General features: G+C 69.2%; 11 protein-coding genes. 9 read left to right on the top strand and 2 right to left on the bottom strand.

Translation table 11 applies throughout. The features are described from left to right. The first annotated feature begins 13 nt into the window (after nucleotides 1–13). Complete coding sequence (locus tag ACIBTS_RS13975; protein WP_266392434.1) at nucleotides 14–640, top strand: TetR/AcrR family transcriptional regulator; 627 nt, start codon at nucleotides 14–16, stop codon at nucleotides 638–640. Nucleotides 641–692: 52 nt separating this feature from the next. On the opposite strand, the gene ACIBTS_RS13970 is transcribed toward ACIBTS_RS13975, so the two are convergent. Beyond that, nucleotides 693–2,669, bottom strand: coding sequence for a PKD domain-containing protein (locus ACIBTS_RS13970; protein WP_399319210.1), 1,977 nt, complete (start codon nucleotides 2,667–2,669; stop codon nucleotides 693–695). A gap of 103 nt (nucleotides 2,670–2,772) precedes the next feature. After that, complete coding sequence (locus tag ACIBTS_RS13965) at nucleotides 2,773–4,092, bottom strand: serine hydrolase domain-containing protein (RefSeq protein ID WP_399319208.1); 1,320 nt, start codon at nucleotides 4,090–4,092, stop codon at nucleotides 2,773–2,775. 159 nt (nucleotides 4,093–4,251) lie between these two features. Here ACIBTS_RS13965 and ACIBTS_RS13960 point away from each other — a divergent pair, with 159 nt between their 5' ends. The 8 genes from ACIBTS_RS13960 to ACIBTS_RS13925 all read left to right on the top strand — a co-directional run bounded on the left by ACIBTS_RS13960 (nucleotide 4,252) and on the right by ACIBTS_RS13925 (nucleotide 15,405). Beyond that, entirely contained in the window at nucleotides 4,252–4,872 is a 621-nt protein-coding gene (locus tag ACIBTS_RS13960; protein ID WP_266392442.1) for a TetR/AcrR family transcriptional regulator, read from the top strand. Nucleotides 4,873–5,298: 426 nt separating this feature from the next. Continuing rightward, nucleotides 5,299–6,240 (top strand): ABC transporter permease, encoded by a 942-nt coding sequence (locus ACIBTS_RS13955; RefSeq protein ID WP_399319206.1) that lies wholly within the window; start codon nucleotides 5,299–5,301, stop codon nucleotides 6,238–6,240. Beyond that, on the top strand, nucleotides 6,237–8,297 hold the full coding sequence (locus tag ACIBTS_RS13950) for a dipeptide/oligopeptide/nickel ABC transporter permease/ATP-binding protein (RefSeq protein WP_399319204.1): 2,061 nt from the start codon (nucleotides 6,237–6,239) through the stop codon (nucleotides 8,295–8,297). Before ACIBTS_RS13955 ends, ACIBTS_RS13950 begins: the two co-directional genes overlap by 4 nt. Continuing rightward, entirely contained in the window at nucleotides 8,294–9,139 is an 846-nt protein-coding gene (locus ACIBTS_RS13945) for an ATP-binding cassette domain-containing protein (RefSeq protein ID WP_399319203.1), read from the top strand. The genes ACIBTS_RS13950 and ACIBTS_RS13945 overlap by 4 nt, the downstream gene beginning before the upstream one ends. A gap of 79 nt (nucleotides 9,140–9,218) precedes the next feature. Further along, nucleotides 9,219–10,775: an ABC transporter substrate-binding protein gene (locus ACIBTS_RS13940; protein ID WP_399319201.1), complete on the top strand. Its 1,557-nt coding sequence runs from the start codon at nucleotides 9,219–9,221 to the stop codon at nucleotides 10,773–10,775. Nucleotides 10,776–10,973: 198 nt separating this feature from the next. Then, nucleotides 10,974–13,499 carry a family 78 glycoside hydrolase catalytic domain gene (locus ACIBTS_RS13935; protein WP_399319199.1) on the top strand — a complete coding sequence of 842 codons (2,526 nt, stop codon included), beginning with the start codon at nucleotides 10,974–10,976 and terminating at the stop codon, nucleotides 13,497–13,499. Then, nucleotides 13,496–14,305 carry a sugar phosphate isomerase/epimerase family protein gene (locus ACIBTS_RS13930; protein ID WP_399319197.1) on the top strand — a complete coding sequence of 270 codons (810 nt, stop codon included), beginning with the start codon at nucleotides 13,496–13,498 and terminating at the stop codon, nucleotides 14,303–14,305. The genes ACIBTS_RS13935 and ACIBTS_RS13930 overlap by 4 nt, the downstream gene beginning before the upstream one ends. Further along, a complete protein-coding gene (locus ACIBTS_RS13925) occupies nucleotides 14,302–15,405 on the top strand; it encodes a Gfo/Idh/MocA family protein (protein ID WP_399319196.1) in 1,104 nt (367 codons plus the stop codon). The genes ACIBTS_RS13930 and ACIBTS_RS13925 overlap by 4 nt, the downstream gene beginning before the upstream one ends. Nucleotides 15,406–15,501 lie beyond the last annotated feature (96 nt).

Genomic DNA, 15,501 nt, shown 5'->3' with positions numbered 1-15,501 from the left:
ATACTTTCTTCTCATGTCCGTCCGCACCGCGCTCGGCCCGAGTGGCCGCCGCTTCGACGAAGACCAACTGCTCGACGCCGCCCGTGGCGTGTTCCACGCGGCCGGCTACAGCGCTGCCCAGATCGCCGACATCGCTCAACGGGCAGGGACGACCAGACCCACGCTCTATGCCCGCCTCGGCAGCAAGGAGCAGATCTACCGTCGCGTCATCGAACGCGAGGCGGACATCCTCAATGCCTGGATCGCCGACGCCTACGAGCACGGGGCCGACCTGTCGCTCACTCAACTCGCGCGGACGGGAATGGAGCCGCTCTTCCGCATGGCCGCACAGCGCGCCGAGGGCTTCGACCTGCTCTTCCGTGGAGACAGGACCGGCGACCACCCCACAAGTCTTCGGGGGCAGGTCCTGGGCGCGGTGACAGAACGGCTCGCCGGCCTCATCGAGCGCCGTCGGCAGCCCTACGGCCCGGCGCTCGGGCCGACCGCCGAAGCGCTCGCCGCCGCCTGCGTCGGCGTCGCCATTCAGGTCTGCGAGCACGCCATCGACCGCGGCGACGACCTCGACGAGGCCGGGCACCTGGCCGCGCTGTTCGTCGCCAACGCGTTCCGCAACCTCGACTTCGACGCACTCACCGAGTAGCGCGGCACTTCGGTACCAGGCAGGCTCGGTACGGGGAGGACGCCTGGTTCGCTCAGGATTCGTCCGTCACGCGCACCTGGAGCCGCGCCAGGTTCTCCACGACCCTGACCGGGTCCGAGGTGTCACCCTGGCGATGGCTTGCCACGCGCAGCACGACCACATGGGTGCCCGCTTCCGTGAAGCTGTGCTCCACGTCGATCGTCAGGTTCGACGCCGGCTCCTTGATCTGGGCCTTCTGCTCGAAGCGGCCCGTGCCGTCCAAGTCCCAGGCCGCCTCGACCACCGAGCCCGCATCGGGCGGGACCTCGACGTCGGCCGTGAATCGCACGGCCTCGCCGGCCCTGGCCTCGACCGGTCCCTCGATGGAGACGAGCGGTTGGATTCCGCCCCGCTGCCCGGCTGTCGGCGCCAGCAGCGTCCTGTTCCAGGCGTCCAGCTCGTAGGAGGTGTCGGCCGACGGTTTCACATCGTCCTCCACCCATGCCACGAGGTCAACGAGCGCCTGCAGCGCAGCGCCGAGGAACCTGATGAACCGCAGGTTGATCTCGGTGCCGAGCCCGGGTGAGGCATCGCCGTGCATGGCGTTGTCGAGGATCCACAGCCGTATGCGGTCGTCACCGTCCCCGCATCGGGCGCGCACCGACTCGACGTAGTCGTGCGCGAAGATCGGCGGGCACAGGTGGTCGAGGGCGCTCTGGACGACGATCATCTTGCCCTCGAACCGGCCGGTCGGAAGGGCGCAGAGCACGGCCCGGCGCTCGGCGTCGGCGGGGCGCTGCGGCCAGATCGGCCGGCCGTCGTTCGCCCAGTGCCGCATGGTCGGCCGCTCCGGGTCGACGATGTGCCGGTGGTAGTGGGACCAGGCCTGCTCGAAGGTGTCGTCCAGGGTGATCTCGTCGCCCACCTGCGGTGCCGGGCGCTCCTGGAAGTCGACGAAACCGATGCAGTCACCGGCGACGGCCGTACACACGCGCAGGACCTCACGGCCGGGCTCGCCGACGGTGAACCGGCAGCCGATCAGGTCGCTGGTGAGCTCGGCACCGCCGAGTCGCGCACCGACCACGTGCTCGGGTGCGAGCAATTCACGGAGTCCTTCGATGAGCGGCTCCATCAGCGCGGGAGCTTCCGGGTCCGACGCGCGGACCAGGCCGGTGACGGTGGCGGTCGCGCGAAGTGGTTCCTTGCCTTCGCCCGCGTAGCCGGGGAGAGTCCAGAAGTCCTCCGCGTATTCGGGGTCGATGAGGGGGATCCAGTTCGCCCACTCGGGCGCCGCCATGCTGAGCAGGTACTCGGCCCCCTTCGGATATCCGGCGCGGTAGAGGTCGGACAGGCACTGCCGCTGCTCGTCGGTGTCGAGGACCGTGAAGGGGTCGGCGCCCGCGTCGACGGCGGCGGTGATCGCGTCCTTCTTGTGCCGCAGGGCGACTTCCGCGCGGATCCAGACCGACCAGTAGTGCCAGGCGAGGTGCTGATTGACCATGACGATCGGGACCGCACCGTCCCACAGACCGGGCACCTGCTCCATGCCCGACACCGACCGGGCGCCGCCGCCGCTGCCGCCGATGAGGTAGGCGTGGTGCGGCCGGGCTCCCAGCAGTTCCACCGCGGCCGTCTTGGCGTAGCGCGCGGTCTGTGCGCTCGCCCGGTGCGACAGGATCGTGAGGTCCTCCGGGAGGCCCGGCCCGCCGACCCCGGGCCGCTCCGGGGTCAGGATCCAGCCCTGGTTCGACGCCACGACGAAGGCGCCCAGCCGGAAGGCGCTGCGGAGCAGCTTCTCCAGGTACTCGGGAGGGTGCACCTCAGAACCTCCGACACCGCCCGCCAGCTCCTGGACCATCCGGCCCTGATAGGCGTCGCGCTCCGGCAGGTACATCACGAAGCGGGTCTCGGTGCCCTCGAAACCACCGTGCAGGTAGCGGTGCGGGATCGGGCTCTCGCACCACTCGTCGACATCGATGAACGCGGGACCGAACGCGGGGTCGTCCTGGTGGGGCACATCCGCTACGGCGGTCAGGTCCTGGTCGGTCATTTCTCGGTGACTCGCAATCTCGGTCGTGAAGGCATCGGTCAAGAAGGCATCCGTCATGGACGGAGTGGTGATGGCCGGATCGGTACGGTGACAACGGGTGCGCTCATGCGACGCAGGCCAGCGCCGCCGTGTTCAGGTCGCGGGAGCGCCGTACGACGCGGGCGTCGTTCCGGTCGCACCCGTTGGTCAGGTAGACGAAGGACAGGCCGCTGTCCGGATCGGCCCAACTGATCTGGCCCGCGGCCCCGTTGTGCCCGAACGTCCGCGGTGTGGCGCCTCCACCGCCGACCCGGTGGAGGCGCGTCGGGTCGTCGCCCTGCAGCTCAAGCCCGCGGGTGCGGTTCGCGATGATGTCGAACGGTGCGGCGGTGAACGTGTTCCGTACGTGGGTCGTGACGTCGTGCCGGATCGCGGGGTCCCACACGCGCTTGGGGTCGTGCAGCAGGTGCTGGTAGAACAGCGCGAAGCTCGCCGCGTCGCTCACTCCCCCGGCTCCAGGGAAACCGAACGCGACCAGGTCGGGCCGCTGCCACGTGATCAGGGCGGTGTCCGGGCGCACACTCGCGTTCCCCGCGGCCGCCGTGATCGCCTCGGTGATTTCGAGCGGCAGCGAGTCGACACCAAGGAGGTCCTTCACTTCCTCCTCCGTGCTGGGCTCACCGGCGCCGAGGATGCGCTGGAGGTCGCCCTGCCGGTCCTCGGGAACGCCGAGTTCGAGCCGGTCGAGGCCCAAAGGATCGAGGATCCGCTCCCGCAACGCCGTGCGGTGGTCGGTGCCGGTCACGCGCTCCACCAGCTCCGCCATCACGTAGTGCGCACTGAACCCGTGATAGCCATAGGCGGTGCCCGGTTCGAAGGACGGCTTCCACTGTTCCATCTGCCGCACCCGGGCCGCACGGTCGAAGATCGAGTCGCAGTCGAGCTCCCCCTCCGGGAATCCCGCGGTGAACAGCAGGAGGTGTTCGAGTGTCACCCGGTCCTTGCCGTGCGCCCCGAACTCCGGCCACAGGTCCACGACCGGCGCCAGGGGATCCAGCTTGCCCTCGCCCATCAACTGCCACACGAGCGAGCTGAACACCGGCTTGGTCGTCGACCAGATCGAGAACCGCGCGTCCGGCGGCGCGTCGCCGAGCGTCTCGTGCACGAGCACCTCGCCGTGCTTGGCCAGCGCGTACTGGCACGCCGGCAACAGCCCCTCGTCCACGTCCCGTCGCGCCCGCGCCTTCAATTCGGCAACGCGCTGTACGGACAGTCCTGCCATGTCGATTCCTCGCGTTTGGTGGTAGGTGACCGGCTGGGGGTGCAGGCCGCGGTCCTTGATCTCTCCCCGGCGGTGTTCGGCTACGGAGCAGTCCTCGACCGGTTCTCGGGGCGGCTGCTGCTCGGCGCTCTCCGCGTCGCGCTCGTCCGCAGCGCAGGGCACCCTCGAATTGAATCTCAAGTGCAACTTGAATTTCATAGTGTCGGCTGCCCGGGTGCGCGTCAACAGCCGGGCGAGAGTTGCCCGTTCCCATCGATGCTCCGCCGGTCACGTCGCCGCGAGGCGGACGGGCCCGCATGCGGAGTCGGATACGGTGCTGGCATGCCAGAGCCCCGTCGGCGCGGTCCGTATGCACGGACGCGCGAACGCCGCGCAACCATCGCCCAGGCCACGTTGGCACTGGTGGTCGAGCACGGCCACCGCAGTGTGACCACGCTCGGGGCGGCGAAGCGAGCAGGCATCAGCGAAGCGGGCCTCCTCTACCACTTCCCCTCCAAGGAAGCTCTCCTCGTCGCGGCTCTGGCCTTGTTCGACGAGCAGGAGATGGGCCTGCTGGGCCCGGGCGAGTCCGTAGCGGCGGCACCCGCGCTCGCCGTGGACGGCGTACGCCGCACCAACATCGTCCACCTCTACGCATCCCTGCTCGGCGAGGCCAGTAACCCCGAACACCCCGCGCACGACTACTTCAAGGAACGCTGGCGCATCTCTTGCGCACAGCTGGCCCGCGACATCTCGCTGCTCCAGGAGACCGGAGAGGTCAGCCCCGCAGTCGATCCGGAACAAGCCGCAGCCTTGATCATCGCGGCCTGGGACGGATTGCAGAGCCACTGGCTGGTCGACCCGTCCTTCGACATCGGTACCCAACTCGGCGCCGTCATCGACGCCGTCCTGCTGCGCTCCCCCAGCGGGCACCGGGGCAGCGCGCGTACGGTCACGCCGTAGTCGGTGGGGGCTCGGCAGCCGCCGGTTCACTCACGGGCAGTTCAACTTCGGTAGCCGGTGCGCCCGGTAGTTCAGATTCCACCGCCACCCCCGGTGAGCCCGGCGTTTCAGATACGGCATCCGCCGGCAGTTCGCCCGGGCGGCCATGCCGCTACCCACCAGCCGCCCGCCGCCTGAATTTCAGCGTGCGCTCGATATTGACGGCGCGCTGAACCCAGCCCTACCTTGAGCCCGAACTTCAAGTGTCACTGGAAATTCAGCGGTCCGAAACCGGTCTGGAACATCGACCGCCGTCGACATCCGATCCGACCCACCTCCGGAGAGCGCCGTGCGCAACTTGCCTACCGCCATGCCGCCACTCATCGCCTCCCTGTCGGGCGCTGCTCGCTCCGCGCCCGCAGGGAACCCGTCCGTGCAGGACCTGCCGTGCTGAAACTCCTCGGAAACCGCCTGCTGTGGTCACTGCCTGTCGTCTTCGTCGCCACAGCCCTGTCGTTCGTGCTCACCAGTGTGGTCCCCGGCGACGCCGCGCAGATGATGCTCGGTCCGCAAGCCACGTCGGACCAGATTGTCGCCCTCCGTGAGAGCCTCGGCCTGGACAAGCCGATGTTCGAGCAGTACGGGAGCTGGCTGGCGCATGCGGTGCGTGGTGATCTCGGAACTTCGACCCTCTCCGGTGAGGGCATCACCTCCCAGCTCAACGAGCACCTCGAGGTCACGTTCTCGCTGCTGATCCTGGGCACGCTGGCGAGTGCCGTACTCGGTCTGGCGCTGGGCATCACCTCGGCGGTGCGCGGCGGTGCCACCCGCAGCATCGTCGACGTCCTGTCGGTGGGCGGCATGGCCATCCCCAACTTCTGGCTGGCGGTGGTCCTCACCTCGTTCTTCTCGGTCACGCTCCGGCTCCTTCCAGTCGCCGGCTACGTCAGCTTCGCGGATTCACCGGGGCAGTGGGCGCAGTCCCTGGTTCTGCCGGTGACCTCCCTGGCGATCGGGGGAGCCACGATCATCGCCAAGCAGACCCGCGACTCTCTCGGGCAGGTCCTGAGCCAGGACTTCATCAAGACGCTGCGGGCCAACGGCCTCGCGCACCGGTCGATTCTCTTCCGGCACGCGCTCCGCAACGCGGGTGTGCCGATCATGAGCGTCATCGGCGTCGTGTTCGTCGGGCTGATCGGCGGCACGATCTTCGTCGAACAGGTCTTCGCGATGCCCGGCCTCGGTTCCATCGTCCAACAGGCAACGGCCTCCCGGGACTTGCCTGTGATTCAGGGAGCGGTCGTGTACTTCACTCTGCTCGTCGTCGCGGCGAACCTCCTCGTCGATCTCTGTTACGGCGCGATCGACCCCCGGGTGCGTGTCCGGTGACCGGCATCGAGCAGACGGCGGTGGACCCCACGCCGGGCGACATGGGCCTGAGGGACGACCCGGCGGAGCAGCCGTCGGTGACCCAGCGGCAGCCGCGGCGCGGGTCGGCGCTACGGGCGTTGGTCCGCAGGCCGCTGGCGGTCCTCTCACTCCTGTGGCTGGTGACGGTCGGCGGGATGAGCGTGGGTGCGGACGCGCTCGCTCCGTACGGGCCCACGAGCACCGACCTGACCCACGTGCTGGCCGGGCCCAGCGGGCAACACTGGCTGGGTACCGACCAGTTGGGCCGGGACATCCTCAGCCGCGTCCTGTTCGGTGGTCAGGGGGTGTTGCTGGGAATCGTGGAGGTGACGCTTGTCTTCGTCGTCACCGGCACCGCCATGGGCGTGCTGGCCGGCTACTTCGGCCGCTGGGTGGACTGGGCGGTGCTGCGCTGGATCGAGCTCGCGGTCGCACTCCCGTCCATTCTGATCCTCCTGCTCGTCCTCGCCGTGTTCCCCGGAAACCAGCACCTCGCGATGATCGTGCTCGGCGTACTCGGTGCGTCGGGGCTCGCCCGGGTCATCCGCGCGGAGACGCAACGTGTCGGTACGGAACAGTACGTCGCGGCGGCCCGCGTGTCCGGCCTCAGTGACGGTCAGATCCTGCTCCGGCACATCGTGCCGCGCCTCGCGACGACGATACTCGTGCAGGCGTCCCTGATGGCCGCGGCCGCGGTCGGCGTGCAGGCGGGTCTGTCCTTCCTCGGGCTCGGCGTGCAGGAACCGGATCCCTCCTGGGGCGGCCTGATCACCCAGGCAAGCCAGGTTCTCGACCGATCCAGCTGGATGCTGGTGCCGTCGGGCGGCGTCATCGGTCTGACCATGCTCGCCCTCGCGTTGCTCGGCGACGCCGTGCGCGATGTGATGGTGCAACGGTGGAGCACCGCACCGGCAAGGCACGGTGGCGCGGGCAGCGGTGAACCGCCCGTATGGGAGGAAGGCGAGGACGAGTCCACCGAACCCGGTGGGGCGACGGAGCAGGCGGCGTCGAGCACCCTGCTGGCGGTGCGCGGGCTCACGGTCGCCTTCGGCACGGGTGGCAAGCGCAGCGCCGTTGTCCAAGGCGTCGGTTTCCACGTGGACCGGGGCGAAATCCTCGGCATCGTCGGCGAGTCGGGCTGCGGCAAGTCGGTCACGGTTTCAGCCGTACTCGGTCTGCTGCCCGCCGGCGCCGAAGTCCGCGCCCGTTCCTGCCGGTTCGACGGAGCCGAACTCCTGTCGCTGTCCGACCGTGACCGTCACGCACTGCGCGGAACCCGCATGGGCTACGTGTCCCAGGAACCCATGACGGCGCTCGACCCCACGTGCCGCGTCGGCGATCTGCTCGCCGAGGCCGCGCGCCGGCACCACGGTCTGGACCGGCGCGCCGCGCGGGCGCGGGCCGTCGAACTCCTCGACCTGGTCAACATCCCGGACCCGGGCGCCGTTTCACGCCGGTACCCGCACCAGATCTCCGGAGGCATGGCCCAGCGGGTCGCCATCGCGCTCGCCCTGGCCGGTGACCCCGACCTGCTGGTCGCGGACGAACCGACGACCGCGCTCGACGCCCGCGTCCAGGCCGAGATCCTCGCACTGCTCCGGCGCTTGCAGGCGGAGCGCGGACTCGCCATCGTCCTGATCACCCACGACTGGGGCGTCGCGGCGCAGTTGTGCGCGCGTGCGGTCGTCATGTACGCCGGGCAGGTCGTCGAGCAGGGACCGGTCGGCACCCTCTACCACTCGCCCGCGCACCCGTACACGGCCGGACTCCTCGCGGCCAACCCGCACCGCGCACTCGACCGCACCTCGGCCGACGGCAGCACCACCACGCACCGGGCGAGGCTGCCCACGATCCCGGGCACCGTGCCGCCTCCGGCCGCCTGGCCCATCAGCTGCCACTTCCAGGACCGCTGCCCACTCGCCGCTGCCGACTGCGCGCAGGGCCCGATTCCCCTGGCCTCGGTCGCGGCCGAGCACCACAGCCGCTGCATCCACATCGACCGCGTGCGGGAACTCGACATGGAGGATGCCTCGTGAGCCGGACCGACACGACGCCCACTCAGCCCCTGCTGAGCGCACACGGAATCGTCCTCGACTATCCGCAGGGGTTTCGCCGCAACCCCGCCCGCGTTCTCCACGGAGTCGACATCGACATCGCCGAGGGAGAAACCCTCGGCCTGGTCGGCGAATCGGGCTCGGGCAAGAGCTCCCTCGCCAACATCGTCCTGGGCTTCCGGCCCCCGACCGATGGGCACATCCGGTTCCGGGGGCGCGACATCACCGGAGCTGGCCGGCGCGAGCGCCGGGCCCTCAGTTCGGAGATCCAGGCGGTCTTCCAGGATCCCTACAGCTCGCTCAACCCCACGCGGCGGGTGGGCACGTCCATCGCCGAGCCGCTCCTGCTGAAGTCGTCCTCGCTGTCGCGGCGGGACATCGCCGCGCGCGTGCGGGACATCCTCGTCCGGGTCGGCCTGCCGCACGACGCCGCGGACCGCTATCCGGCGCACTTCTCGGGCGGACAACGGCAACGCATCGCCATCGCCCGCGCCCTGATCATCAATCCGTCGCTCATCATCTGCGACGAGCCGGTCAGCGCACTCGACCTCTCCGTGCAGGCCCAGATCCTCAATCTCCTCGCCGAACTGCAGGAGTCGATGGGCCTCAGTTATCTCTTCATCGCGCACGACCTCGCGGTAGTGCGCTTCCTGTCCCACCGCATGGCCGTGATGCACCAGGGCCGCATCGTCGAGACCGGCCCGGCGGAGCGCGTCTACAACGCGCCCACCGACCCGTACACCCGGCAGCTGCTCGCCGCGGTGCCCGACCCGGATCCCGAGCGAGCACCCTCCCAGCGGCTCACCGTCGCACAGGACTCCTGATAACACCCCCGCCGGCGCGAACCGGGCCGCCGGCACCGACACCCGCTCCGGGCGCGCGGCACTCCATGGAGGAAGTTCCATGAACAGAGGATTCACCCGCACCACGACATTGCTGGCCGGTGCCCTGTGCGCCGCACTGACCGCGACGGCCTGCAGCGGCACGGCCGACTCGTCCACGGGCAAGTCCGGAGGCACACTCAACGTCGTCTCGCTCATGCCGCCCAGCACCTTCAACCCGGCGCGCGCGGGCATCACCGTAGGGGAGAACTGGTACACCCCGCTGGCGTACGACTCACTCATCCACCGTGGCCCGAACAGCAAGTACGAGCCTGGCCTTGCCACTTCGTGGAAGTACGTGGGCAAGGGCAACCGTGAGTTCCAACTCACCCTGCGCCCCGGTGTGAAGTTCGCGGACGGCACACCGGTCACGACGGCCGCGGTGGTCAATTCGCTGAAGTACACCTTCGCCGATCCGAACAGCCCGCAGGCGCCGTCGCTCGGGAAGGTGACCGTCGAGGCGACGGGCGAGCGCACCGTCACCCTCAAGCTCGCCCGGCCCAACCCGGAAATGCCGTACAACCTGTCATCGACCACACACCTCAGCTCGGTCATCAGCGCGAAGGGACTCGCCAACAAGAAGGCACTGGGACACGAGACGTTCGGCGCAGGGCCGTACGTGCTCGACGAGAAGGCCACCGTCTCCGGCGACCACTACACCTACACGCCCAACCGGAACTACTACAACAAGTCCGCGATCCGCTACGACAAGATCGTCATCAAGGTCGTCAGCTCGACCAACGCGGCGCTCTCCCTGCTGAAGACCGGCGCCGCCGACCTGGCGCAGGGCGATATCAACACGCTGGACAGCGCCAAGAGCGCCAACCTCAAGACGTACTCCACCCTGGTCGCGGAGACCGGAATCCAACTGACCGGCCGTGCGAAGGGTGCCGGGGCAAAGCCCCTGCGCAGCAAGCTCGTACGGCAGGCGCTGAACTACGCCATCGACCGCAAGGCCATCGCCGAGGGCCTGTTGCACGGCACCGGCAAGCCGGTCAACCAGGTAGGGACACCGGGCACGCCCGACTACCTCGAGTCGGAAGCCGACCGCTACGCCTACGACCCCGACAAGGCGAAGTCGCTGCTCGCGAAGGCGGGTTACCCGAACGGCTTCAGCGCCACCATGCTCAGCCTGACCGTGAACCCACCCACCAGTGACGTCGCACAAGCCGTGATCTCGGACTGGGCCAAGATCGGCGTGAAGGTGCGCGCGGTCAACGCCAGCGACGGCTCCAAGTATTCACGGGAGTATCTGAGCGGGGAGCATCCCATGGTGTCCTACGGGTACGGCTACATCCCGCTCTTCCTGTACGCGAAGCAGTTCTACCTTCCGACCCCTGGCCTGATGTACGGCGGGGACGACCCGAAGGTGGCGTCACTGGTCAAGCAGGGCGACACGGCGATGGGTGCTGAGCAGCGCTCGCTCTACGACCAGGCCACGCGGCGGGCCATCGACCAGGCCTGGCTCGTGCCAGTGACCAGCTTCTCGGTCTTCTACTACACATCACCCAAGGTGAAGGGTGTGAAGGTCGACCTGCAGCGTCCGCTTCTCGACCTCACCGAACTCTCCCCCGCATGACAGCGGCACTTCCGACGGCAGTCGCGCTCGGCGTGGACCCAGCGGTGCACCACCCCGCCGGGTGACATCGGCCTGGCGCGACGGGGCTCGGGCCGGTGGCCCGAGATCTCTGCCACGTGACCGTACGCGTGTCCGACCGGCCCACGACACCGTTCGAGCCGCACGCGGCCAACTGTCTCCGAACGAGAAATGGACACCATGCTCTCAGCACAGTTCGAAGCCGCCGGCGCGGTGTTCGTCGGCTCGCCCGAACGACGCGTGGGCGAGCCAGGCGATCCGGCGGTGTACTTCCGGACCGAGTTCGAAGCTTGCCCGGACCTCCTGAGCGCAACTCTCCACATCACCGCCCTCGGCACCGCCGAGACCCATCTGAACGGATCCCCGGTCGGCGACGAGGTCCTGGCGCCGGGCTGGACGTCCTACCGGCACCGCCTCCTCGTCCGCAGCCACGACCTCACCGCCACGGTACGCACCGGCACGAACACGTTCGGCGCCATCGTCGGCGACGGCTGGGCCGTCGGCCGCCTCGGCTTCGAGGAGATCACGCGCCCCCGGATCTACGCCGACCGCCCCGCTCTGCTCTCCCTGATCGAACTGCGCTACCCGGACCGGACGGAGTACGTCGCCTCTGGCGAGAGGTTCCGGTGCGGGCAGGGCTCCGTACGCGCCAACTCCCTCTACGACGGGGTCACCATCGACGCAACGCTCGAACCAGCGGGGTGGAACGAGCCCGGATTCGACGACCGCACCTGGCACGAGGCCGAACCGGTCGACTGGGACATGGCCACCCTGGCCGAGGCCACCGCGGAGCCGATCCGACGCGTCGAGGAGCTGCCGCCGCTAAGGATCTGGAAGTCCCCGGCCGGAACCACCGTCGTGGACTTCGGCCAGAACCTCCCCGGCTGGGTGCGGCTCCGCCTGGACGGGCCCCGCGGAACTTCGGTCTCCGTCCGGCACGCCGAGGTGCTCGTCGACGGCGTGCCGGACTACACGACCCTGCGCACGGCCGAGGCCACCGACCGGTACGTCCTGGCCGGCGACGGACCCGAGGAGTTCGAGCCACGGTTCACCTACCACGGCTTCCGATACGCCGAGATCGGCGGACTCCCCGGCGACCTGCAACCGGAAGACGTGCGAGCCGTGGTCGTGCACAGCGACATGACCCGTACGGGATGGTTCGAGACGTCGAACGACCTGCTGAACCGGCTGCACGAGAACGTCGTCTGGTCGATGCGCGGCAACTTCGTCGGCATTCCCACCGACTGTCCGCAGCGCGACGAGCGACTCGGCTGGACGGGAGACATCAACGCCTTCGCCCCGACGGCGACCTACCTGTACGACGTGCGTGGGGTGCTGATGTCGTGGCTCGGCGACCTCGCACTTGAGCAGAAGGACCTCGGGTTCGTCCCGTACGTCGTACCCGATGTGCAGCCCGGCCACGACACACCGACGGCCCTGTGGAGCGACGTAGCGGTGCGGCTGCCCTGGCATCTGTACTGGGAGTACGGCGACGAGGAGATTCTGCGCCGCTGCTACGACTCGATGGCGACGTTCACGCGCAGTGTGGTGCCGCTGCTCGACCCGACAGGCTTGTGGAATACCGGGTTTCAGTTCGGGGACTGGCTCGACCCCTCCACCCCGATGGACCGCCCCGGCCAGTCCAAGGCCGACCGGTATCTCGTCGCGACGGCCTTCTTCCACCAGACTGCACGTGAGATGGCGCGCGCTGCGGACGTGTTGGACCGTGCGGACGACGTCGCGTACTTCACGGAAGTCGCGGATCAGGTCCGAGCGGGGTTCCGGGCCGAGTACGTGAGCTCCAGCGGCCGTATCACCGGCGAGTGTGCGACGGCATACGCCCTGGCCATTCGGTTCGGCCTGCTCGACGAGGGCCAACTGCCCCACGCCGGCGCGCGTCTGGCCGACATCGTGCGGCGCGACGGCTACCGCATCTCCACGGGCTTCGCAGGCACGCCGCATGTGGTGCACGCCCTGACGGCGACCGGGCACCCGGACGACGCCTATCGCCTGCTGCTGCAGACACGGGCGCCCTCGTTCCTCGATCCGGTCGTCCGCGGAGCGACCACCATCTGGGAGCGGTGGGACGCCATCCTGCCCGACGGCACGGTGAACCCGTCCGGAATGACGTCCCTCAACCACTACGCGCTCGGCTCCGTCGCGAACTGGATGCACACCGTCATCGGAGGCGTACGGGCGACAAGCCCGGGCTACCGGACGATGCGGATCGCGCCACGACCCGGCGGCGGCCTGACCCATGCCCGGACCGCGCACGACACCGTCCACGGGCGAGTGAGTGTCGAGTGGGAACACGAGGACGACGCCATGACCGTCCGTGTCACGATCCCGTACGGCACCACCGCGGTGGTGGCGCTGCCCGAGCACCCGGACCGGGCGGAGCACGCCGTGGGTGCCGGCCGGCACGCATGGACGTACACGCCCACTACGACACCCGACCTGCTCACTCTCGACAGCCCGGTGGAGCGCCTCGCCGCGCACGACGCGGTCCTCGCGTCGGTTTCCGGCATCCTGCGGGATCACCTGCCTCCCCACCTGGACGTGGAGCAACTGCTCCGCCGGTCCACGGCCCTGCCGTTGTCCGTGCTCCTGAACGAGCTCCCAGGAGTGACCGACCACATGCGCCGCGAACTGACGGCGGCCATCGAGTGCAACAACACCTCTTCCGAAAGGCCTCTGCTTCCATGACGTATTCCGTGCAGCTCTACTCGGTCCGCAACGCACTGGAAACGGACTTCGAAGGGACGATCCGACAACTCGCCGAGATCGGCTACCGCCGGGTCGAACCCTGCGCCTTCGAGACCCGCACCGAGGAACTCGCCGCAGCCTTCGCGGAGCACGACATCACGGCTCCGACGGGCCACACCCTCCTGATCCCCATCGACGCTCCGGCGGACATCGCCGCCGACATCCCCGCCGAAACTCCCCCCGACCAGGACGAGATCTTCTCCGCCGCTCGGCGCCTCGGCATCGGCGCCGTGGTCCACCCCCTCGTCCCGCCCCAGCGCTGGCAGGACATCGAGGCGATCCGCGACACCGCGGCCCGCCTGAACGCCGCAGCGGCGAAGGGCGCGGATTATGGAGTTCGCGTGGGGTACCACAACCACGACTGGGAGATCTCCTCAAAGATCAGGGGTGCCACCGCCCTGGAGGTCCTGGCGGACCTGCTCGACCCCGAACTCGTCCTCGAGGTCGACACCTACTGGGCCGCCGTGGGGGGCGAAGACCCCGCCAGGCTCCTGGAACGCCTCGGCGAGCGCGTGATCGCCATCCACATCAAGGACGGTCCGGCCACGAAGGACACGGCCGCGCAACTCCCCGCGGGACAGGGCGAGATCGACGTGTGGGGCATCATCGAAGCGGCGAAGCACCTCGAGGTGGGGATCGTCGAGTTCGACGACTACGCCGGTGACATCTTCGAAGGCGTCGCCTCCTCGCTGCGCTACCTCGAGGCCGGCCCCGGCGCCGACCGCACCAAGGGCGGTGCCCGATGAGCCGCGGGCCGGTCGGGGTTGCCGTCATCGGCGCCGGCGTGATCAGCAAGGAGTACCTGAACAACCTCACGACATTCCCGGACCTGAAGGTCCACGCCGTCACCGATCTTCTCCCTGAAGTCGCGAAGGTCCGCGCACGGGACCACGGCATCCCTGAGCACGGCACTCCTGAGCTCGCCCTGGACCACCCGGACGTGGAGATCATCGTCAACCTCACGACACCGGCGGCCCACGTCGAGATCGCGACCGCGGCGGTGCGGGCGGGTAAGCACGTGTGGAGCGAGAAGCCCTTCTCGCTGGACCGGGAGAGCGGGCTCCGGCTGCTGAAGGAGGCGGCCGACGCCGGCCTGCGACTCGGGTGCGCGCCGGACACCTTCCTCGGAGCTGGTCTGCAGACGGCCCGCCGGATCATCGAGCGCGGCGGCATCGGGGTCCCGCTCACGGCCCAGACCATCTTCCAGACCCCGGGGCCGGAGTCGTGGCACCCCAGCCCGGCATTCCTGTTCCAGCGTGGCGCGGGGCCGCTGTTCGACATGGGCCCGTACTACCTCACCGCACTGGTGCAGGCCTTCGGCAGCGTCCGCCGGGTCTCGGCGGTCGGCTCCATGGCCATGGCCACCCGCACCATCGGCTCAGGCCCGCGAGCGGGCGAGGAGTTCGAGGTCGAGGTGCCCACACACGTGAGCGCCCTGATCCAGTTCGCGTCCGGTGGCTCCGCGAACAGCATCTTCAGCTTCGAATCCCCGCACATCCGGGCGGGGTTCGTCGAGATCACCGGCACCGAGGCGACGCTCTCACTGCCCGACCCGAACACCTTCGACGGCGAGCTGAAGATCTGGGCCACCGGCGCCAGCGAGTGGACGACGGTCGAGACCACAGGCCCGGCGGACGGTCGCGGCATGGGCGTCCTCGACATGGCACGCTCCCTGCGACGCGGTGTACCGCACCGCGCGACCGGGCAGTTGGCCCACCACGTCCTGGACACGATGGTGTCCGTCGCCGAGTCGATCGACACGGGCTCGTTCATCGACGTCGCCAGCTCGGTACAGGCCTCCGGTCCGCTTCCGGAGGACTGGTCGCCGGGTGAGGCAACTTTGTAGCCTCAGTCTGATCTTGCGCGAGGAACCCTGGGCGTTCACGCCGGGGCTTCATGCCGGGTAGCGGCAGCGGACGGCGCCGCTGCCACTCACCTCCCC

This window comes from Streptomyces sp. NPDC050121 (assembly GCF_044460385.1).
GTDB classification, from domain to species: domain Bacteria; phylum Actinomycetota; class Actinomycetes; order Streptomycetales; family Streptomycetaceae; genus Streptomyces; species Streptomyces soliscabiei.
This window is presented reverse-complemented; position numbering and strand designations above follow the sequence as displayed.